Source organism: Pseudomonas sp. PKS (assembly GCF_051913525.1).
Taxonomy (GTDB): domain Bacteria; phylum Pseudomonadota; class Gammaproteobacteria; order Pseudomonadales; family Pseudomonadaceae; genus Aquipseudomonas; species Aquipseudomonas guariconensis_D.
Map to the genome: position 1 here is coordinate 114,432 of NZ_JBEGDO010000007.1, position 19,322 is coordinate 133,753.

Genomic DNA, 19,322 nt, shown 5'->3' on the forward strand with positions numbered 1-19,322 from the left:
TCACTTGGCAACAACCCGCTCTGTGGATACCTGCAGAGGTCAGCGCTCACGTTAAGGATGATTCCATGAACCAGCCTGTCAGCCCCGAACATCAGCATGACCACGGCCATGATCACGATCATGGCGACAAGGCGCACAGCCATGCCTCCCATGGTCACGGTTGCTGCAGCTCCAGCGCCGCGCCAGCCAGGGTGCAACTGACCGAGAGGGCCAGTGGACAGGCACGGCTCAGCCGTTTCCGTATCGAGGCCATGGACTGCCCCACCGAGCAGAGCCTGATCCAGGACAAGCTCGGCAAGCTGGCGGGCATCGAACAACTGGAATTCAACCTGATCAACCGCGTGCTCGGCGTGCGCCACACGCTGGAAGGTACTGCCCAGATCGAGCAGGCCATCGACAGCCTGGGGATGAAGGCCGAGCCTATGAGTGCTGAGGGTGATGATGCCCCAGCCGCGCCCCAGGCCCACAAGCCCCGTTGGTGGCCGCTCGCGCTATCGGGTGTGGCGGCGATTGCCGCCGAGCTCGTGCACTTCTCCGGCAAGGCTCCGGAGTGGGTCGTGGCGGTGTTGGCGCTGGCGGCCATCCTCGGCTGTGGCCTGGGCACCTACAAGAAGGGCTGGATCGCCCTGAAGAACCGCAACCTCAACATCAATGCGTTGATGAGCATCGCCGTGACCGGTGCCGTGCTGATCGGCCAGTGGCCGGAAGCGGCCATGGTCATGGTGCTGTTCACGGTCGCCGAACTGATCGAGGCACGCTCGCTGGACCGTGCCCGTAATGCCATCGGTGGGCTGATGCAACTGAGCCCGGACCTGGCCACGGTGCAGCAGGCTGACGGCCAATGGCGTGAGGTCGAGGTGCGGGATGTGGCTATCGGCGCCTTGGTGCGCGTGCGTCCCGGTGAACGCATCGGCCTGGACGGCGAAGTGGTCAGTGGGCAATCGAGCGTCGATCAGGCGCCGATCACCGGCGAAAGCCTGCCGGTCGAAAAGGCTGTCGGCGACAAGCTGTTCGCCGGCACCATCAACCAGGCCGGTGCCCTGGAGTACCGGGTCACTGCCGCGGCAGGGCAGTCGACCTTGGCGCGCATCATCAAGGCCGTCGAAGAGGCCCAAGGCGCCCGGGCGCCTACCCAGCGCTTCGTCGACCAGTTCTCGCGCATCTACACCCCGGCGGTGTTCGCGGTGGCCCTGGCGGTGGCGATCATCCCGCCGTTGTTCATGGCCGGCGCCTGGTTCGACTGGATCTACCGCGCGCTGGTGTTACTGGTCGTGGCTTGCCCGTGCGCCCTGGTGATCTCCACCCCGGTGACTATCGTCAGTGGCCTGGCGGCAGCGGCGCGCAAGGGCATCCTGATCAAGGGCGGCGTGTACCTCGAAGGCGGGCGCAAGTTGGACTTCCTGGCCCTGGACAAGACCGGCACCATCACCTATGGCAAGCCGGTACAAACCGACAGCAAGGTGCTCGACCCGTTGTTCGAAGGCCGCGCCCAGGCGTTGGCGGCAAGCCTGGCGGCGCGTTCCGACCACCCGGTGTCGGGCGCAATCGCCCAGCATGCCCAGGCGCAGGCCCTGGAGCTGAGCGACGTGCGTGAGTTCACCGCCCTGGCTGGTCGCGGCGTGCGGGGCGAGATCGACGGCACCCTGTACCACCTGGGCAACCATCGCCTGGTCGAGGAGCTGGGCCTGTGCTCGCCGGCTCTGGAGGCCGAACTGGACCAGCTCGAGCGCCAGGGCAAGACCGTCGTGCTGCTGCTCGATGGCTCAGGACCGCTGGCGCTGTTCGCCGTGGCGGACACGGTCAAGGACAGTAGCCGCCAGGCCATCGCCGAGCTGCATGCGCTGGGTATCAAGACTGTCATGCTGACCGGCGATAATCCCCATACCGCACAGGCCATCGCCGCCCAGGTGGGCATCGACCGCGCCGAGGGCAACCTGTTGCCTGCGGACAAGCTTGGCAGCATCGAGGCGCTGTATGGCCAAGGGCATCGTGTCGGCATGGTCGGTGATGGCATCAACGACGCGCCGGCCCTGGCCCGCGCCGAGATCGGCTTTGCCATGGCGGCGGCTGGCACCGACACCGCCATCGAGACCGCCGACGTGGCGCTGATGGACGATGACTTGCGCAAAATTCCCGCCTTCGTCAGGCTGTCGCGCCAAAGTGCGGCGATCCTGACGCAGAACATCGTTCTGGCATTGGGCATCAAGGCGATTTTCCTGGCGATCACCTTCGCGGGCATGGCAACCATGTGGATGGCGGTGTTCGCAGATATGGGCGTAAGCCTGCTGGTGGTGTTCAACGGCTTGCGCCTGTTGCGCAAATAGAGGTAACCCGATGCTGAGCGCCGAGCTCAAAGCCTTCTACATGGTGGCCCGCCTGGGCAGTATCACCTTGGCCGCGAAGAAGCTCGGGCTCAGCCAGCCCACGGTGACCACGCAGATCCGCAACCTGGAGAGCCAGTACGCGGTGGAGCTGTTCTACCGGGGTGGGCGGCGCCTGGTGTTGAGCGAGGAGGGCGGGCGGCTGTTGCCGATGGTCAAGGCCCTGTTGCAACAGGAGGCCGAGATCGAGTTCGAGCTGCGCAACAGTGGCCAGGCCCAGGGTGGTTTGCGCATCGCCGCCACCGCACCCTACTACATCCTCGATCTGGTGAAGATCTTTCGCGAGCGTCTGCCACAGGTGGAGCTGACCGTGGAAATCGGCAATTCCCAACAGGTGCTGGAGATGCTCGAGGACTACCGGGTGGACATCGCTGCCTCGTCCCAACTGGTGGAGGACAACCGCTTGGTACGCCGTGCGCTGGGCAGCGACCCGCTGGTGGTGGCGGTGCACCGCAACCACCCGCTGGCCCATCGCCAGGCGGTTTCCATCGACGCCTTGGCCGGGCACTGCCTGTTGATGCGTGAACCCGGTTCGACCACCCGCAAGCTGACCGAGCGCATGCTCGAGGAGGCCGGGATCAACGGTGGGACGCTGCTGGAAATCGGCAGCCGCGAATCGATCCGCGAGGCGGTGCTGCGCAACATCGGCATCAGCATCATTGCCCGCCATGAAGTGCCGCATAACCCTGAGCTGCGCGTGCTGACACTGGAGAATGCACCGGTGATGCACGAGTACCTGTACTGCCTCAAGGAGCGGCGTCAGGCCAGGTTGCCGGCGGCCTTCCTGGGCGTGGCGCAAGAGGTGGTTGGGTCACAGTTCTAGATCGGTGTTGGCTTCTTCGCGGGTAAACCCGCGAAAGGGCCGTTGAGTTCACTACAAAAATTCGTGAATGGCACTATCGGCAGCTTTTGCTTACCAGCCACATAACCTTCGCATTGAGTTCCTAGCATGGCCCCATCTGTTCGATGAGGCCCTGTCATGAACAACGCTATCCCCGCTCCGGGCGCACAAATGAAAGTGCGCAATATCCACAAGCGTTTCGGCGCCTTCACGGCCCTCAACGATGTCTCCCTGGACATCGCCGCCGGTGAGCTGGTCTGTCTGCTGGGCCCTTCCGGCTGTGGCAAGACCACGCTGCTGCGCTGCATCGCCGGTCTAGAGCGCCAGGACCGTGGCGAGCTGTACATCGGCGAGCGCGATATCTCCCACTTGCCGCCCCAGGCCCGTGACTACGGCATCCTGTTCCAGTCCTATGCGCTGTTCCCCAATCTGACCGTCGAGGCCAACATCGCCTATGGCCTGACCGGCAGCAGCCGCGAACAGGCCCGCCATCGTGTGGCGCAGATGCTCGAACTGGTCGGTCTCTCGGGCAGCGAGAAGAAATACCCCGGCCAGCTGTCCGGCGGCCAGCAGCAACGCGTGGCCCTGGCCCGCGCCCTGGCTCCGTCGCCTTCGCTGTTGTTGCTCGACGAGCCCATGTCGGCGCTCGATGCGCGTGTTCGCGAGCACCTGTGCGCCGAGCTGCGCCAACTGCAGCGCCAGCTGGGCATCACTACCTTGATGGTGACCCACAACCAGGACGAAGCCATGTTGATGGCCGACCGCATCGCCGTGATGAACAACGGTCAGGTCGAGCAGTACGCCACCCCGCAGGAAATCTACGACCAGCCCGCCACGCCGTTCGTGGCCGAGTTCGTCGGTCAGGGCAACTGGCTGCCCTTCCAGCGCAGCGGCGACAGCCATGCCCAGGTGGGTGGCATGAACATGCGCCTGGCCCCTGGGGCGGTGCACAGCAGCAGCGGCCGACTGTTCTGCCGCCCTGAGGCGATCACCGTCAACCCGGTGGTGCATGAGGAGAACCTGTTCCCGGCCATGGTCCAGGAGATCACCTTCCTGGGTAACCGCTGCCGCATGAGCTTCGAGCTCAAGGCCCTGCCTGGCCATTCGCTGCTGGCGGAGCTGGCGCCAGAGGCCATGCCACGCCTGGGGTCCCAGGACATCTGGGTGGCCTTGCCGCCGCGCAGCCTGCAGGTCTTTGCCTGAGATGGCCGCGCCCCTGTCCGTCGCGATCCCCCAGGCCAAGGCGGCACCACGCACTGGTGTCGCCCTGGGCGATCGACTCTTCGTCGTCGGCGGCAAGTGCTTGCTGCTGCTCCTGCTCATCCTCGCCGTACTGATGCCGCTGCTGGCGATCTTCTGGCGTGGCTTCAGTGGTGAAGCCGGTCAGGGTGGTGGCCTGGTCGCCGCCCGTGAACTGTTCGCCAGCGAGAACTTCCACTGGCTGTTGGGCAACAGCCTGAAGGTGGCCTTCAGTGTCGCGGCCATTGTCGTGCCGCTGGCCTATCTGTTCGCCTATGCCTTGCAACGCACGCTGATCCCCGCCAAGGGGCTGTGGCGAGGCATCTCGCTGCTGCCGCTGCTGGCACCGTCGATGCTGCCGGCGATCGCGCTGGTCTACCTGTTCGGCAACCAGGGCCTGCTGCGCGGGCTGCTGACCGATAACGTCTATGGCTTCTGGGGCATCGTGCTGGGCGAGGCGATCTACACCTTCCCCCATGCTTTGATGATCCTGCTGTCGGCCTTGTCGTTGGCGGATGCACGTCTGTTCGATGCCGCGTCGAGCATGGGCGCCGGGCCCTGGCGCGCGTTTCGCAGCATCACCTGGCCCGGCACGCGCCAAGCGGTTTTCGCCGCGTTCTGCCTAGTGTTCACCCTGACCATCACTGATTTCGGCGTACCGGTCGTGGTAGGAGGCGACTATCAGGTGCTGGCACTGGAAGCCTACAAGGCGGTGGTTGGCCAGCAGCAGTTCGGTCGGGGGGCGCTGATCGGCATGGTACTGCTGGTGCCGGCGCTGCTGAGCTTTACCGTCGATGCCTGGCTGCGCCGACGCCAGGGCGATGCCATGAGTGGCCGTGCCCAGGTGTTCCAGCCCCAGCCGTCGCGCCGCCGTGATGCGTGCTTCCTGGCCATCGTGCTGCTGGTCTGCGCGGTGCTGCTGGTGGTCATCGGTATGGCGGTGTACTCGTCGCTGGTCACATTCTGGCCGTACAACCTGTCGCTGTCGTTCAAGCACTACCTGTTCGACGACACTGCCGGTGGCGGCTGGCTGGCCTACCGCAACAGTGTAACCATGGCCCTGGCCACGGCATTGATCGGCAGCCTGGTGATCTTCACCGGCGCCTACCTGATGGAGAAGACCCAGGGCCAGCGCCTGCTCAACCAGTCCCTGCGTCTGCTGAGCTTCATTCCCATGGCGGTGCCGGGCCTCGTCCTGGGCCTGGGCTATGTGTTTTTCTTCAACCTCAACGGCAACCCGTTGCACGTGCTCTATGGCGGCATGGCGCTGTTGGTGGTGTGCACCATCGCCCACTACCTGACCACGGCGCAGATGACCGCGACCACTGCTCTGCGCCAGCTCGACGGTGAGTTCGAAGCCGCCGCGCTATCGCTCAAGGCGCCGCTGTACAAGCACTTCATGCGGGTGACCGTGCCGATCTGCCTGCCGGCGCTGCTGGACATCATCCGCTACCTGTTCGTCTCGGCGATGACCACCGTGTCGGCAGCGATCTTCCTGTACAGCCCCGACACCATCCTCGCCGCCGTCGCCGTGTTGAACATGGACGACGCCGGCAATGTGGGCGGCGCCGCCGCCATGTCCACCTTGATCCTGCTGACCAGCGCGACCGCTTCGCTGCTGCTGGCCGGTGCTTCCCGCGGCCTGCTGCGCCGCTCCCAGGCCTGGCGCCAGCGCGCGCCCGGCCATTGACCGACTGCCAACCCTGTAAGGAACCGCATCATGTTCAAGCCCCTCGCACTTGTCGCTGCCGTATCCGCCGTGTTCAGCCTGCAGGCTTCGGCCGCCGGGACCCAACTGACCGTCTACACCGCCCTGGAAGCCGAGCAGCTCAAGAGCTACAAGCAGGCCTTCGAGAAGGCCAACCCGGACATCGAGATCAAGTGGGTGCGTGACTCCACCGGTATCATCACCGCCAAGCTGCTGGCCGAAAAAGACCGCCCGCAGGCTGACGCGGTCTGGGGCCTGGCTGCCTCCAGCCTGGCCATCCTCGATCAGAACGGCATGCTCGAAGCCTACGCGCCCAAAGACCTGGGCAAGATCTCCGCCAACTACCGCGACGCCGCCAACCCACCTGCCTGGGTTGGCATGGACGTCTGGGCCGCCACCCTCTGCTTCAACACCGTTGAGGCCGAAAAGCAGGGCCTGAGCAAGCCGGTGAGCTGGCAGGACCTGACCAAGCCTGAGTACAAGGGCAAGATCGTCATGCCGAACCCGGCCTCGTCCGGCACCGGCTTCCTGGATGTCAGTGCCTGGCTGCAGACCTTCGGCGAGCCCCAGGGCTGGGCCTACATGGACGCCTTGCACCAGAACATCGGTCAGTACGTCCACTCCGGGTCCAAGCCATGCAAGCTGGCTGCGGCCGGTGAGTTCCCGATCGGTATCTCCTTCGAGTACCCGGCCGTGCAGCTCAAGCGCCAGGGTGCGCCGCTGGATATCGTCCTGCCCAAGGAAGGCCTGGGCTGGGAAATCGAAGCCACCGCGGTCATCAAGGGCTCGCCGAAGGCCGAGGCCGCCAAGCGCCTGGCCGACTTCTCGGCAAGCCCCGCGGCCATGGAGCTGTACAAGGAAAACTTCGCCGTGCTTGCCGCCCCTGGCATCGCCAAGCCGCAGACCGAGCTACCGGCGGACTACGAGCAGCGCCTGATCAAAAACGATTTCGCCTGGGCCTCGAAGAACCGCGACGAGATCCTGAGCGAGTGGCGCAAGCGTTATGACGGCAAGTCGGAGAAAGTCGCTCAGCAGTAATCGCGGCTAGTCTCTTGCGAGGGCCGCTGGCCCTCATTCGCGGGTAAACCCGCTGCCACAGGGATCATGCTGAACCTTGTGGCAGCAGGTTTACCCGCGAATGTATTGGTACCTAATTCTGGAGATGAGCAATGCCCACCCCCGAACAGATCATCCATACCACTTTCACCCTCTACGAACGCCACGGCGCCGACGACTACATCGGCGAGGCGATCACCCAGATCGAGCACATGTCCCAGGCCGCCGAATTGGCCATGGCCGAGGGCTTCGACGATGAAGTGGTGTTGGCCGCGTTCTTCCATGACATCGGCCATCTGTGCGGGGAGGGCGAAGGTGACATGGGCGGCTATGGGGTGGTCAGCCACGAGCGGATCGGGGCCGAGTACCTGCGTCGCTGCGGTTTCGGCGAGCGCATGGCGCGGTTGGTGCAGTACCACGTCGAGGCCAAGCGCTACCTGACCTTGCGCCAGCCGGGTTACTACGACCGCCTGAGCGAGGCGAGCCGGCGCACGCTCGAATATCAGGGCGGGGTGATGAACGATGCCGAGGCCGATGCGTTCGAGCAGGACCCGTTGTTCAAGGTCAGTCTGCGCATGCGCGAGTGGGACGAAATGGCCAAGGAAGTCGGGGTACCGGTGATCGACCTGGCGCTGCTCAAGGAAAAGGCCCTGGCGTTGCTCTGACGGACCCCTTCGCGGGTAAACCCGCACCCACATGGACCTGCATGTATCGCCTTGTGCGAACGACTCAAGCCTGTGGGAGCGGGTTTACCCGCGAAGGGATCTAGAGGTCGTTCACCAAGGTTTCGAGTTGCTCCTGCCGCTCGGCCTGGTTGACCCGCGCCCCAGGGTTGAGCGTCGACCACTGGGGGTGTGCCCGGGCGCGCTTGAGGGCCTCGGGCAGCTTGCCCTCACGCCAGGTTTTTTCATCCGGCTCGCCTAGGCGGATGCTGTCTTGCGCGGCATGCCCGCGGCTGTCGAGCGCCACCCTCAACTGTTGTTGGCGCAGCGCCAGCAGGCGCAGCACTGTGTCGTCCACGGTCAGCTCGCGCTGGCCTTTGAGCTTGCCCATCAGGCGCGACCCGTAGTTGCGCGCCGTTTGCAGTGCGCCGCCGGCAATGGCCCCGGCCAGGGCGGCGGCGCCCAGGGTCAGGCCGCCCACCAGCAGGTCCACGCCGGCCCCGGCGGCAGCCCCGGCCGCCACGCCGCTGCCCAGGCGCACGCCTAGCAGCTTCAGGGTCTCCGGGTTGAACAGGTCATCCCCCCAGCGCCCGTCGAGCAAGGGCAGTTCGCCGGCATGGGCGTCGTCGCGACGGAAGGCATAGAGCTTGAGCAGCGCTTCGACGCAGCGTTGCTCGTGCTGGCGCACCTCATGACGCAGGGCTTCGATGGCTTGGGCTTCGGCGGCAGGTTCGGCTTCGACGCTGCGTCGGCAGGCGGCGCAGTCGAGCAGCAACTCGGCGATCAAGCGCTTGGCACTTTGCTGGCGTGCCTTGCGCTGGGCCTGCTGGTCGTCGATCAGGCGTTGCAGGGCGGGGCGGGCGTCCTCGAGCAGCAGGGCCAGGCTCTCGTACAGGCGCCGTTCGCCATCCTCGGGCGGCGCCACGCTGTCGAACCGCACCAGGGCGTGCAGACCAAGACGGGCGAGGGCTTCGCGCCACTGAGGCTCGCGATGCTGCTGGCTGGCGACGAAGTTGAGCACGGGCAGCAAGGGCTTGCCGCAACTGGCCAGGACTTCCAGCTCATCGCGGTACTTGGCCAGCACCGGCTCGCGGGCATCGATGACATAGAGCCCGGCATCGCTCGCCAGCAGTTGGCGCAGGACCTTGGCTTCCTGTTCGAAACGCTGGCGCGCCTCGCTGCCCTGGAGAAACCGCTCCAGCCGTGCCGGGCCGTCCAGGCGTTCGCCGGGGCGTTCCAGGCGTTCCAGGTAGTCGAGCAGGGCGATGGCATCTTCCAGGCCGGGCGTGTCGTACAGCTCCAGCAGCGGCACGCCATCCACCGACAGCCGCGCGCCCTCCACGTGGCGGGTGGTGCTCGGCCGGTGGGAGACCTCGCCGAAGCTGACGTCACGGGTCAGGGTGCGCAGCAGTGAGGTCTTGCCGACATTGGTGTGGCCGACCACGGCCAGCTTCAGGGGCTCAGTCATGGCCGTGCTCCAACCAGGTCATGGGCGAGGTGTCGGCGTGGGGCAGGCCGACGCGATCCAGGGCGTCATGCCAGTCACCCAGGCGATCGGCGTCCAGCGGCTCGCCTGGGAGGGCCTGGAGCAGCCAGATGCGTGTGGCCCCTGCGTTACGTGCCAGTTCGGCCAGCAGCGCGAGGCTGCCACGGTCAGGCGAGCGACGGGGGTCGCAGGCGATGGCCAGGCGGGCTGGCGGGAAGCGGCTCAGTTGCTCCAGCAGCTTGTTGCGCGATTCGCGGCTGTCCAGCACGCCTGCGTTGGCCACGCACTTGGGCAGGCTGGGCGGCCAGGGGCGCTGGTCATCCAGCTCCAGGCCGACCAGCACGGCGCCGCCATCCTGGACGTCCAATTGGGCGGCCTGGAACGCGTGCAGGGCATCAGGCGCGGCATCCTGCACGCCGAGCCGTTCGCTGCTGGGCATCAACACCTCGCGCAGGTGGCTGTAGCCGGGCAGGTTCAGGTCCAGGTTCAAGCGCGCGCGACCCTGGCGCCAGCGCCACAGGCAGAGCAGGGCGAGCAACAGGCGCGGCAGCAATCCGTACACCAGCACCACGCCGAGCAACCAGCTGGCCCAGGCCTGGCGTGCCAGGTCGAGCGCGGGCAGGGTGTCGCCGCTGGCGCGGATCAGGGTTTCGTCGGGCACGGCGAAGCCCAGCAGCGAGGGCAGAGCGCCGAGGGCCTGGGTCAGATGGATGAACGGTTCGGCGGCGAGCAGGGTGGTTTCCCAGACGAAGCCGTAGCGCCGGGTGGCCAGCAACGCCAGAAGCATGCCCACTGCGGCGACCATTGCCAGCAGCCACAGGCCATGCACCAGCGCGCCGAGCAGCCAGCGGTTGAGCCGTTGGCGTTGCAGCATCACCAGCAGGGCCGGGGCCAGGTGCGCGGCCTGAGCATCACGGGCCAGGCGTTCGCTGAGCCATAGCCACAGGCGCCCAAGGCCGGCGTCGTGCTCGCCTGCCAGCAACAGCCCGGCGGCCCAACCCAGCAGCATCAACAGGTTCAGCCCCAGCAGGCTGCCCAGGGCCCAGAACACATTCACCGGGCGCTGCCCGTCGCCCAGGGCCGCCAGCCCCAGGCTGGCGCCGCTGAGAGCGGCCAGTACCATCAGGGCCAGCAAGGCTAGGCGCGCGCCCTGTTTCCAGTGGCGCAGGGCCTGGGTCATACCATCGCGTTCGGCCAGCCACAGCGCGCGCGTTTCGATGCGCGCCGCCAGGTCGCCGCCTTGTTGGCGGGCGCGGCGGTTGGCTTCCTGATCCTCCAGGGTGCCGGCCTGTTCCTCGCGCAGGCGCACCGCTTCGGTGAGCCAGCGTTTGTCGAATAGGGTGGGTGCAGTCACGAGCTCTTCCATTGCACAAGTCAGGGCAAAGCATAACCCAGGCGTCGGGTGCTATCCTCGCCACCATGAATACATCACTCCCCCTCAGCCTGATCGCGGCGCTCGCCGAGAACCGTGTGATCGGCATCGACAACACCATGCCCTGGCACCTGCCGGGGGACTTCAAGTACTTCAAGGCCACCACCCTGGGCAAGCCCATCATCATGGGGCGCAAGACCTGGGATTCGCTGGGCCGCCCCTTGCCGGGTCGCCTGAACATCGTGGTCAGCCGCCAGCCGGGCCTGCAATTGCAGGGCGCCGAGGTGTTTCCCTCGCTGGAGGCAGCTCGGGTACGGGCCGAGCAGTGGGCGCGGGAACAGGGCGTCGGCGAACTTATGTTGATCGGCGGGGCGCAGTTGTACGGGCAGGCGCTGGAGAAGGGCTTGGTCAGCCGCATGTACCTGACCCGGGTGGAGCTGTCGCCGGAGGGGGATGCGTGGTTCCCTGAGTTCGACAAGGCTCACTGGCGTTTGGTGTCGAGTGAGCCGCAGGCCGAGGAAGACAAGCCTGCGTATCACTTCGAGGTGTGGGACAAGGTTTGAGATGGCTGGGCTGCATTGCAGCCCTTCGCAGGTGAACTCGCTTCCCAAGGATCACCGCCAACCTTGTGGGAGCGGGGTTGTCCGCGAAGCAGTCGCCCCTTCAGCGTTTTTCAGGAATGGCTCAGCTCGGCATGGGCATCATCGGCCAGCACCTGCTGGTCGGTCTGCTTGAGCAATTGGCTGGTGACCACGCCTGCGGTCATCGAGCCGTTCACGTTCAATGCAGTGCGGCCCATGTCGATCAGCGGCTCCACGGAAATCAGCAACGCCACCAGCTCCACCGGCAGGCCCATGGCGGGCAGCACGATCAGCGCAGCGAAGGTCGCGCCGCCGCCTACACCGGCCACACCTGCCGAGCTGAGGGTGACGATGGCCACCAAGGTGGCGATCCACAGCGGGTCGAAGGTATCGATGCCCACCGCCGGTGCGACCATCACCGCCAGCATGGCCGGGTACAGGCCGGCACAGCCGTTCTGGCCGATGGTGGCGCCGAACGAGGCGCTGAAGCTGGCGATGGACGGCGGCACGCCCAGGCGCCGGGTCTGCGCTTCGATGTTCAGCGGGATGCTCGCTGCGCTCGAGCGGCTGGTGAAGGCAAAGGTCAGTACAGGCCAGACCTTGCGCAGGAAGCGCAGCGGGCTGACGCCGGTCGCGGCCAGGATCACGCCATGCACCACGAACATCAGCCCCAGGCCGAGGTACGACACCACCACGAAGCTGCCCAGCTTGAGGATGTCCTCGAGGTTGGAGCTGGCGACCACCTTGGCCATCAGCGCCAGCACGCCATAAGGTGTGAGCTTCATCACCAGGCGCACCAGGCGCATCACCCAGGCCTGTAGGGTATCGATGGCCGCCAAGGCGCGGTTGCCCTTGTCGGCGTCATCCTTGATCAGTTGCAAGGCGGCCAGGCCCAGGAACACAGCGAAGATGACCACGCTGATGATCGAGGTCGGCTTGGCCCGCGCCAGGTCACCCACCGGGTTGGTGGGGATGAACGACAGCAGCAACTGCGGGATGTTGAGGTCGGCGACCTTGCCCGCGTAGTCGCTGTGGATGGTTTGCAGGCGCGCGGTTTCCTGGGCGCCGGCCACCAGGCCGTCGGCGCTCAGGCCGAAGAGGTTGGTCAGGGTGATGCCGATCAGCGCGGCGATCGCGGTGGTCAGCAATAGGGTGCCGATGCTCAGCACGCTGATCCGGCCAAGGGAGGATGCGTTGTGCAGGCGAGCCACGGCGCTGAGGATCGAGGCGAAGATCAGCGGCATCACGATCATCTGCAACAGGCCCACGTAACCGTTGCCGACCAGGTCGAGCCAGGCGATCGTCGCCTTGAGCACCGGATGGCCCGCGCCATAGAGCGTGTGCAGCACCAGGCCGAACGATACGCCCAGCACCAGGCCGAGCAGGACTTTCCGGGCCAGGCTCCAGTCGGTACGGCGGGTTTGCGAAAGGCCCAGCAGCAAGACCAGGAAGGCCAGCAGGTTGAGTGACAACGGCAGGTTCATTGAAGCTCCAGGGTAAAGCACAAGAGGCATCGCCTCTGATTGAGCGATTGCGAACGCAAATGCTAACAGCCTGAAAACAAACGAATTTATACCCAAATAGAATGTGCTTAGTCGTTTCTGGAATATAAAGGCGTCGCGCCTGGAACATCGCGTGGCGCGTGGAGAAGGTTCGACGTCGTTGTCGGGCCCTTGTGGTGGCGGGGGTTTGTCTAGCGTTGCAGGTCCACTGTTCAGGAGAACTTGCAATGAAGTCTGCTCCGAAAGTACTCGCGGCGGGCCTGGCCCTGCTGCTGAGCGTCGAGACCTGGGCCACCGAGCTCAAGCACTGGCCCGCAGAGGCCGCCAAGCAGTTGGACAGCATGATCGCCGCCAATGCCAACAAAGGTAACTACGCGGTGTTCGACATGGACAACACCAGTTACCGCTTTGACCTGGAAGAGTCCCTGCTGCCGTTCATGGAAAACAAAGGGCTGATCACCCGCGACAAGCTCGACCCCTCCCTGAAGCTGATCCCGTTCAAGGACACCGCTGATCACAAGGAGAGCCTGTTCAGTTACTACTACCGCCTCTGCGAAATCGACGACATGGTCTGCTACCCCTGGGTGGCCCAGGTGTTTTCGGGCTTCACCCTCAAGGAACTGAAGGTGCAGGTCGATGAGCTGATGGCCTCCGGCAAGCCGATCCCGACCACCTATTACGACGGCGACCAAGTCAAGCAGATGGAGGTGCAGCCGCCGAAGGTCTTCACCGGGCAGACCGAGCTGTACAACAAGCTGATGGAGAACGGGATCGACGTGTATGTGATCTCCGCAGCATCCGAGGACCTGGTGCGCATGGTCGCCTCCGATCCCAAGTACGGCTACAACGTCAAACCGCAGAACGTGATTGGCGTCAGCCTGTTGCTCAAGAACCGCACCACCGGGCAATTGACCACGCCTCGCAAGCAGATCAGCGAAGGCAACTACGACGCCAAGGCGAATCAGGACCTGGAGCTGACGCCCTACCTGTGGACCCCGGCCACCTGGATGGCAGGTAAACAGGCCGCCATCCTCACCTACATCGACGAATGGAAAAAACCCGTGCTAGTCGGTGGCGACACCCCCACCAGCGATGGCTACATGCAGTTTCACAGCGTCGATGTGAACAAGGGCGGCATCCATCTGTGGGTCAACCGCAAGGCCAAGTACATGGACCAGATGAACGGGATGATCGCCAAGAACGCAGCGGCCCAGGCCAAGGAAGGGCTGCCGGTGACGGCGGACAAGAACTGGGTGATCGTGACGCCGGAGCAGATTCAGTAGTGCTTGTCTTGCTTGTTCCGGTTCGCGGGTAAACCCGCTTCCACAAAGGTTCAATGGCTGTGGGGCGGGGTAGCCGCGAAGGGCTACCGCAGGCAAAAAAAACCGGCGCACGGGGCGCCGGTTTTTTATGCCTTCAGGCCTTACAGCCCTTCGAGCATCGCCTTGTTGCGCACAGCGCCTTTGTCGGCGCTGGTGGCCAACAGGGCGTAGGCCTTCAGGGCGGTGGTCACCTTGCGTGGGCGGGCTTCGGCAGGCTTCCAGCCTTTCTTGTCCTGCTCGATGCGACGGTGGGCCAGTTCCTCGTCGCTGACCAACAGGTTGATGGTGCGGTTAGGGATGTCGATGAGGATCTTGTCGCCGTCGCGCACCAGACCGATGGCGCCGCCTGCGGCAGCTTCCGGCGAGGCGTGGCCGATCGACAGGCCCGAGGTGCCGCCTGAGAAGCGGCCGTCGGTGAGCAGGGCGCACGCTTTGCCCAGACCTTTGGACTTCAGGTACGAAGTCGGGTAGAGCATCTCTTGCATGCCCGGGCCGCCTTTGGGGCCTTCGTAGCGAATGATCACCACATCGCCGGCCTTCACTTCGTCGGCCAGGATGCCGCGCACGGCGCTGTCCTGGCTTTCGAAGATCTTCGCGTTGCCTTCGAACACCAGGATCGAGTCATCGACACCGGCGGTCTTCACCACACAGCCGTCCAGGGCGATGTTGCCGTACAGCACGGCCAGGCCGCCTTCCTGGGAGTAGGCGTGCTCGACGCTGCGGATGCAGCCTTCGGCGCGGTCGGCGTCCAGGGTGTCCCAACGGGTCGATTGGCTGAAGGCGGTCTGGGTCGGGATGCCGGCAGGGCCTGCCTTGAAGAAGGTGTGTACCGCTTCGTCATCGGTCTGGGTGATGTCCCACTTGGCGATGGCTTCTTCCATGCTGCGGCTGTGCACGGTCGGCAGGTCGGTGTGCAGCAGGCCGCCACGGGCCAGTTCGCCGAGGATACTGATGATGCCGCCGGCGCGGTGCACGTCTTCCATGTGGTACTTCTGGATGTTCGGCGCCACCTTGCACAGCTGCGGGACTTTACGCGACAGGCGATCGATGTCGCGCAGGTCGAAGTCCACCTCCGCTTCCTGGGCGGCGGCCAGCAGGTGCAGGATGGTGTTGGTCGAACCGCCCATGGCGATGTCCAGGGTCATGGCGTTCTCGAACGCCTTGAAGCTGGCGATGCTGCGCGGCAGGACGGACGTGTCGTTCTCGCCGTAGTAGCGTTTGCACAGCTCCACGATGGTGCGGCCAGCGGTCAGGAACAGCTGTTCGCGGTCGGCGTGGGTGGCCAGGGTGGAGCCGTTGCCCGGCAGGGCCAGGCCCAGGGCTTCGGTCAGGCAGTTCATCGAGTTGGCGGTGAACATGCCGGAGCACGAACCGCAGGTCGGGCAGGCGCTGCGCTCGTACTCGGCGACTTTCTCGTCGCTGGCGGACGAGTCGGCGGCGATGACCATGGCGTCGACCAGGTCCAGGCCGTGGCTGGCCAGCTTGGTCTTGCCGGCTTCCATCGGGCCGCCGGAGACGAAGATCACCGGGATGTTCAGGCGCAGGGCGGCCATCAGCATGCCGGGGGTGATCTTGTCGCAGTTGGAGATGCACACGATGGCGTCGGCGCAGTGGGCGTTGACCATGTATTCCACGGCGTCGGCGATGATTTCGCGGCTCGGCAGGGAGTACAGCATGCCGTCATGGCCCATGGCGATGCCGTCGTCGACCGCGATGGTGTTGAATTCCTTGGCCACGCCACCGGCGCGTTCGATTTCGCGGGCGACCAGCTGGCCCAGGTCCTTCAGGTGCACGTGGCCTGGGACGAACTGGGTGAACGAGTTGGCGATGGCGATGATCGGTTTCTTGAAATCTTCGTCCTTCATCCCGGTGGCGCGCCACAGGGCACGGGCGCCGGCCATGTTGCGGCCCTGGGTGGAAGTCTTGGAACGATAATCAGGCATGAAGCACTCCTGGCGGCTTAATCAGGTCACAAAATGGGGAGTGAGCTTGTCTTTCCTTTGCGCCGAAGGCCGGTTGCCGCTGGCACGGATGAGGCCGAAAGCGTCACGGGATCGCCGTGTGCTCGACCAGAGCTCATAAACCCGCCGGGGATGTCTGGCGATGAATAGGCCGATTCTACACCGCTGGCGCGGCGAGGGAATGGTTCAGGTACAGGTGGTGCGTTTTGAGCTTGGAGCTAGAGCTTGGAGCTACAAGCTGCAAGACGGGGCGGTGGGGCTACCCTCTTGCAGCTTGCAGCTTGCAGCTTGCAGCGGTCAGCTGTTGGGCAGCAGGCGGCAGGTGATGCTCTTGATGTAGCGGGTCTCGGGGATCGCTGGGTGCACGGGGTGGTCTGGGCCTTGGCCGCCGCGTTCGAGCAACTGCAGGTTGCGGTCCAGGTGGCGGGCGCTGGTCAGCAGGATGTTGTGCAGGTCGTCCTCGGGCAGGTGCATCGAGCAGGAGGCGCTGACCAGGATGCCGTCCTTGGTGAGCATGCGCATGGCTTGCTCGTTGAGGCGACGATAGGCTGCCTCGCCGTTTTTCAGGTCCTTCTTGCGTTTGATGAAGGCGGGTGGGTCGGCGATGATCACGTCGAAGCGTTCCTCGGCGGCCTTGAGCTCGCGCAGGGCCTCGAACACGTCGCCTTCGATGCAGGTCAGCTTCTCGCTGATGCCGTTGAGTGCGGCGTTGCGCTCGACGCCGTCGAGGGCGAAGCCCGAGGCATCGACGCAGAACACTTCGCTGGCGCCGAACACACCGGCCTGCACGCCCCAGCCACCGATGTAGCTGAACAGGTCCAGTACACGCTTGCCCTTGACGTAGGGGGCCAGGCGCGCGCGGTTCATGCGGTGGTCGTAGAACCAGCCGGTCTTCTGGCCATCACGCACTGGCGCTTCGAACTTCACGCCGTTCTCCTGCAGCGGGACCCAGTCCGGGACTTCCCCGTAGACCGTCTCGACATAGCGCTCCAGGCCTTCGGCATCGCGGGCGGCGGAGTCGTTCTTGAACAGGATGCCGCTGGGCTTGAGCACCTGAACCAATGCGGCGATCACATCGTCCTTGTGCGCCTCCATGGTGGCCGAGGCCAGTTGGACCACCAGCCTGTCGTAGAAGCGGTCCACCACCAGGCCCGGCAGCAGGTCGGAGTCGCCGTAGACCAGACGGTAGCAGGGCTGGTCGAACAGGCGCTCGCGCAGGGACAGGGCGACATTGAGGCGGTGAACCAGCAGCGACTTGTCCAGGGGCAGCTTGGCGTCACGGGACAGCAGGCGCGCGCAGATGAGGTTGTTCGGGCTCATGGCCACCACGCCCAGGGGCTTGCCGTTGGCGGCTTCGAGGATGGCCTGCTGACCGGCCTTCAGGCCTTGCAGCGGGGTCGCGGCAACATCGACTTCATTGCTGTAGACCCACAGGTGGCCGGCGCGCAGGCGGCGGTCGGCATTGGCTTTGAGGCGAAGGCTGGGCAGGGACATGACGTCGCTCCGGGAAAAAAGAGCGGGATTATAGCGTGTTGGCCATGCGCTGAGCGTTGCCCCGTCGGTTTTCCGCTGCCCGGACAGGCGCTTTTTCGGGTCAACCCCTCCCACAGGGTTCAGTGGTGTCCAGCAACACCGCTTAGCCTGTGGGTACGGGGTTGCCCGCGCCTCAGGCCAGCGCCTTGACCAGCTGTTCGCTGAATGCCGGAATATCGTCGGGCTTGCGGCTGGTGATCAGGTTGCCATCCACCACTACGGCGTCGTCGACCCACTCGCCGCCAGCATTGCGGATGTCGTCCTGCAGGGTCTTGTAACTGGTCAGCCGGCGCCCCTTGGCCAGGCCACAGGAGACCAGCAGCCAGGCGCCATGACAGATTACGGCGAGCGGCCTGCGCGCCGAATCATGGCTTTTCACCAGATTCTGGGCGGCCGGGATGATTCGGATGGTGTCGGAGTTCTGCACACCGCCTGGCAGCACCAGGGCGTCGTACAGGTCCAGGCTGGCGCCTTCGAAGGTGGCGTCCACGGCGAACTCATCAGCGGGTTTGTCATGGTTCCAGCCGCGCACCGTGCCTTCCTTGTCGCTCAGGATATCGACCACCGCGCCGTTGCGTTCCAGGGCCTCGCGCGGGCCGGTCAATTCCACCTGCTCGAAGCCATCGGTGACCAGGAAAGCCACGCGCTTGCCGTTCAGTATTGCACTCATGGGAAGTTCTCCTTTGAGGGTGGGGCTTGAGAAAGGAGGCCGGTGGCGTGAGGTTAAAGTTCCGGCGCGATGCGCCAGTGGTGGATGCCCTGCCGGGCGGACGACGGTAGAATTCGCCGTCCTCAATGTATGTGTGCACCATGTCCCAGGAACTCAGCCCCGAACAGATCCAGCAGGTCCTGCAAGGAATCAGCATCGCGCCGCAACCGCAGATCATGGTCGATCTGCAGTTCGAGCAGTACATGCCTGACCCGGACCTGGACACCATCTGCCGGCTGATCGCCCAGGATCCGGGGCTCTCGGGGGCCTTGCTCAAACTGGTGAATTCCCCGCACTTCGGGCTGGCCGACAAGGTCGGTTCGATCCAGCGCGCCGTGGCGCTGTTGGGCAGCAGTTCGATCATCAACCTGATCAACGCCCTGTCGATCAAGGGCGAGATGAGCGATGAAACCATCGTCACGCTCAATCGCTTCTGGGACACCGCCCAGGACGTGGCCATGACCTGCCTGACCCTGGCCAGGCACGCTGACATTCCGGCCGTGGACGAAGCCTATACCCTGGGCCTGTTCCATGATTGCGGCGTGCCGCTGATGCTCAAGCGCTTCCCCGACTACATGAGCGTGCTGGAAACCGCCTATGCCCAGGCCAGCGAGCAGACACGGGTGGTGGACACCGAAAACCGCATGTTCAACACCAACCATTCGGTGGTGGGGTACTACACCGCCAAGTCCTGGCGCTTGCCGGAGCACATCACGGCGGCCATCGCCAACCATCACAATGCCCTGGCGGTGTTTCGCGACGACGCTTCGCGCGATACTCAACTGAAGAACCTGCTGGCGGTGTTGAAGATGGCCGAGCACATCTGCGCCTCTTACCGGGTGCTGGGCAACCAGGCCGAAGACCATGAGTGGCAGGCGGTCGGCCCCTTGGTGCTCGACTACATCGGCCTGTCGGAGTACGACTTCGAGCACCTCAAGCAAACCATTCGCGAATTGGGCGGACACTGAA

15 protein-coding genes are annotated in these 19,322 nt (G+C 64.9%); 9 read left to right on the plus strand and 6 right to left on the minus strand.

Translation table 11 applies throughout. The features are described from left to right. The first annotated feature begins 65 nt into the window (after positions 1-65). The 6 genes from ABOA88_RS09880 to ABOA88_RS09905 all read left to right on the plus strand — a co-directional run bounded on the left by ABOA88_RS09880 (position 66) and on the right by ABOA88_RS09905 (position 7,890). Positions 66-2,324 carry a heavy metal translocating P-type ATPase gene (locus ABOA88_RS09880; RefSeq protein WP_196171050.1) on the plus strand — a complete coding sequence of 753 codons (2,259 nt, stop codon included), beginning with the start codon at positions 66-68 and terminating at the stop codon, positions 2,322-2,324. 10 nt (positions 2,325-2,334) lie between these two features. Next, a complete protein-coding gene (locus tag ABOA88_RS09885) occupies positions 2,335-3,204 on the plus strand; it encodes a LysR family transcriptional regulator (protein WP_196171049.1) in 870 nt (289 codons plus the stop codon). A 156-nt stretch (positions 3,205-3,360) separates the two neighbouring features. Further along, positions 3,361-4,425 carry a putative 2-aminoethylphosphonate ABC transporter ATP-binding protein gene (locus ABOA88_RS09890; protein WP_367851504.1) on the plus strand — a complete coding sequence of 355 codons (1,065 nt, stop codon included), beginning with the start codon at positions 3,361-3,363 and terminating at the stop codon, positions 4,423-4,425. Position 4,426: 1 nt separating this feature from the next. Next, positions 4,427-6,151: a putative 2-aminoethylphosphonate ABC transporter permease subunit gene (locus ABOA88_RS09895; RefSeq protein ID WP_196171047.1), complete on the plus strand. Its 1,725-nt coding sequence runs from the start codon at positions 4,427-4,429 to the stop codon at positions 6,149-6,151. Positions 6,152-6,181: 30 nt separating this feature from the next. Further along, positions 6,182-7,207 (plus strand): putative 2-aminoethylphosphonate ABC transporter substrate-binding protein, encoded by a 1,026-nt coding sequence (locus ABOA88_RS09900; RefSeq protein ID WP_070571742.1) that lies wholly within the window; start codon positions 6,182-6,184, stop codon positions 7,205-7,207. Between the two features lie 131 nt (positions 7,208-7,338). Beyond that, a complete protein-coding gene (locus ABOA88_RS09905) occupies positions 7,339-7,890 on the plus strand; it encodes a phosphonate degradation HD-domain oxygenase (protein WP_196171046.1) in 552 nt (183 codons plus the stop codon). Between the two features lie 100 nt (positions 7,891-7,990). On the opposite strand, the gene ABOA88_RS09910 is transcribed toward ABOA88_RS09905, so the two are convergent. Then, entirely contained in the window at positions 7,991-9,355 is a 1,365-nt protein-coding gene (locus ABOA88_RS09910; RefSeq protein WP_367851505.1) for a GTPase/DUF3482 domain-containing protein, read from the minus strand. Then, positions 9,348-10,739 carry a DUF2868 domain-containing protein gene (locus ABOA88_RS09915; RefSeq protein WP_367851506.1) on the minus strand — a complete coding sequence of 464 codons (1,392 nt, stop codon included), beginning with the start codon at positions 10,737-10,739 and terminating at the stop codon, positions 9,348-9,350. Before ABOA88_RS09915 ends, ABOA88_RS09910 begins: the two co-directional genes overlap by 8 nt. A gap of 53 nt (positions 10,740-10,792) precedes the next feature. On the opposite strand from ABOA88_RS09915, the gene ABOA88_RS09920 reads away from it, so the two are divergent. Next, positions 10,793-11,308 carry a dihydrofolate reductase gene (locus ABOA88_RS09920; protein ID WP_196171043.1) on the plus strand — a complete coding sequence of 172 codons (516 nt, stop codon included), beginning with the start codon at positions 10,793-10,795 and terminating at the stop codon, positions 11,306-11,308. Between the two features lie 110 nt (positions 11,309-11,418). Here the strand turns inward: ABOA88_RS09920 and ABOA88_RS09925 are convergent, their stop codons facing one another. Then, a complete protein-coding gene (locus ABOA88_RS09925) occupies positions 11,419-12,810 on the minus strand; it encodes an L-cystine transporter (RefSeq protein ID WP_196171042.1) in 1,392 nt (463 codons plus the stop codon). Positions 12,811-13,055: 245 nt separating this feature from the next. On the opposite strand from ABOA88_RS09925, the gene ABOA88_RS09930 reads away from it, so the two are divergent. Further along, positions 13,056-14,111 (plus strand): haloacid dehalogenase-like hydrolase, encoded by a 1,056-nt coding sequence (locus ABOA88_RS09930; RefSeq protein WP_196171041.1) that lies wholly within the window; start codon positions 13,056-13,058, stop codon positions 14,109-14,111. A gap of 140 nt (positions 14,112-14,251) precedes the next feature. Here the strand turns inward: ABOA88_RS09930 and ilvD are convergent, their stop codons facing one another. From ilvD to ABOA88_RS09945, 3 genes are all read right to left on the minus strand, one after another. Next, positions 14,252-16,093 (minus strand): dihydroxy-acid dehydratase, encoded by a 1,842-nt coding sequence (gene ilvD / locus ABOA88_RS09935; protein WP_070571736.1) that lies wholly within the window; start codon positions 16,091-16,093, stop codon positions 14,252-14,254. Between the two features lie 315 nt (positions 16,094-16,408). Beyond that, positions 16,409-17,605 carry a class I SAM-dependent rRNA methyltransferase gene (locus ABOA88_RS09940; RefSeq protein ID WP_196171040.1) on the minus strand — a complete coding sequence of 399 codons (1,197 nt, stop codon included), beginning with the start codon at positions 17,603-17,605 and terminating at the stop codon, positions 16,409-16,411. 172 nt (positions 17,606-17,777) lie between these two features. Beyond that, positions 17,778-18,314, minus strand: coding sequence for a type 1 glutamine amidotransferase domain-containing protein (locus tag ABOA88_RS09945; RefSeq protein ID WP_367851507.1), 537 nt, complete (start codon positions 18,312-18,314; stop codon positions 17,778-17,780). 194 nt (positions 18,315-18,508) lie between these two features. Between ABOA88_RS09945 and ABOA88_RS09950 the strand changes: the two genes are divergently transcribed. After that, positions 18,509-19,321: an HDOD domain-containing protein gene (locus ABOA88_RS09950; protein ID WP_196171057.1), complete on the plus strand. Its 813-nt coding sequence runs from the start codon at positions 18,509-18,511 to the stop codon at positions 19,319-19,321. Position 19,322: the final 1 nt, after the last annotated feature.

What these genes read in the sequence shown, in the direction of transcription:
- ABOA88_RS09880 (WP_196171050.1), top strand. Translation starts at nt 66, where the DNA reads ATGAACCAGCCTGTCAGCCCCGAACATCAGCATGACCACGGCCATGAT.
- ABOA88_RS09885 (WP_196171049.1), top strand. Translation starts at nt 2,335, where the DNA reads ATGCTGAGCGCCGAGCTCAAAGCCTTCTACATGGTGGCCCGCCTGGGC.
- ABOA88_RS09890 (WP_367851504.1), top strand. Translation starts at nt 3,361, where the DNA reads ATGAACAACGCTATCCCCGCTCCGGGCGCACAAATGAAAGTGCGCAAT.
- ABOA88_RS09895 (WP_196171047.1), top strand. Translation starts at nt 4,427, where the DNA reads ATGGCCGCGCCCCTGTCCGTCGCGATCCCCCAGGCCAAGGCGGCACCA.
- ABOA88_RS09900 (WP_070571742.1), top strand. Translation starts at nt 6,182, where the DNA reads ATGTTCAAGCCCCTCGCACTTGTCGCTGCCGTATCCGCCGTGTTCAGC.
- ABOA88_RS09905 (WP_196171046.1), top strand. Translation starts at nt 7,339, where the DNA reads ATGCCCACCCCCGAACAGATCATCCATACCACTTTCACCCTCTACGAA.
- ABOA88_RS09910 (WP_367851505.1), bottom strand. Translation starts at nt 9,355, where the DNA reads ATGACTGAGCCCCTGAAGCTGGCCGTGGTCGGCCACACCAATGTCGGC.
- ABOA88_RS09915 (WP_367851506.1), bottom strand. Translation starts at nt 10,739, where the DNA reads ATGGAAGAGCTCGTGACTGCACCCACCCTATTCGACAAACGCTGGCTC.
- ABOA88_RS09920 (WP_196171043.1), top strand. Translation starts at nt 10,793, where the DNA reads ATGAATACATCACTCCCCCTCAGCCTGATCGCGGCGCTCGCCGAGAAC.
- ABOA88_RS09925 (WP_196171042.1), bottom strand. Translation starts at nt 12,810, where the DNA reads ATGAACCTGCCGTTGTCACTCAACCTGCTGGCCTTCCTGGTCTTGCTG.
- ABOA88_RS09930 (WP_196171041.1), top strand. Translation starts at nt 13,056, where the DNA reads ATGAAGTCTGCTCCGAAAGTACTCGCGGCGGGCCTGGCCCTGCTGCTG.
- ilvD (WP_070571736.1), bottom strand. Translation starts at nt 16,093, where the DNA reads ATGCCTGATTATCGTTCCAAGACTTCCACCCAGGGCCGCAACATGGCC.
- ABOA88_RS09940 (WP_196171040.1), bottom strand. Translation starts at nt 17,605, where the DNA reads ATGTCCCTGCCCAGCCTTCGCCTCAAAGCCAATGCCGACCGCCGCCTG.
- ABOA88_RS09945 (WP_367851507.1), bottom strand. Translation starts at nt 18,314, where the DNA reads ATGAGTGCAATACTGAACGGCAAGCGCGTGGCTTTCCTGGTCACCGAT.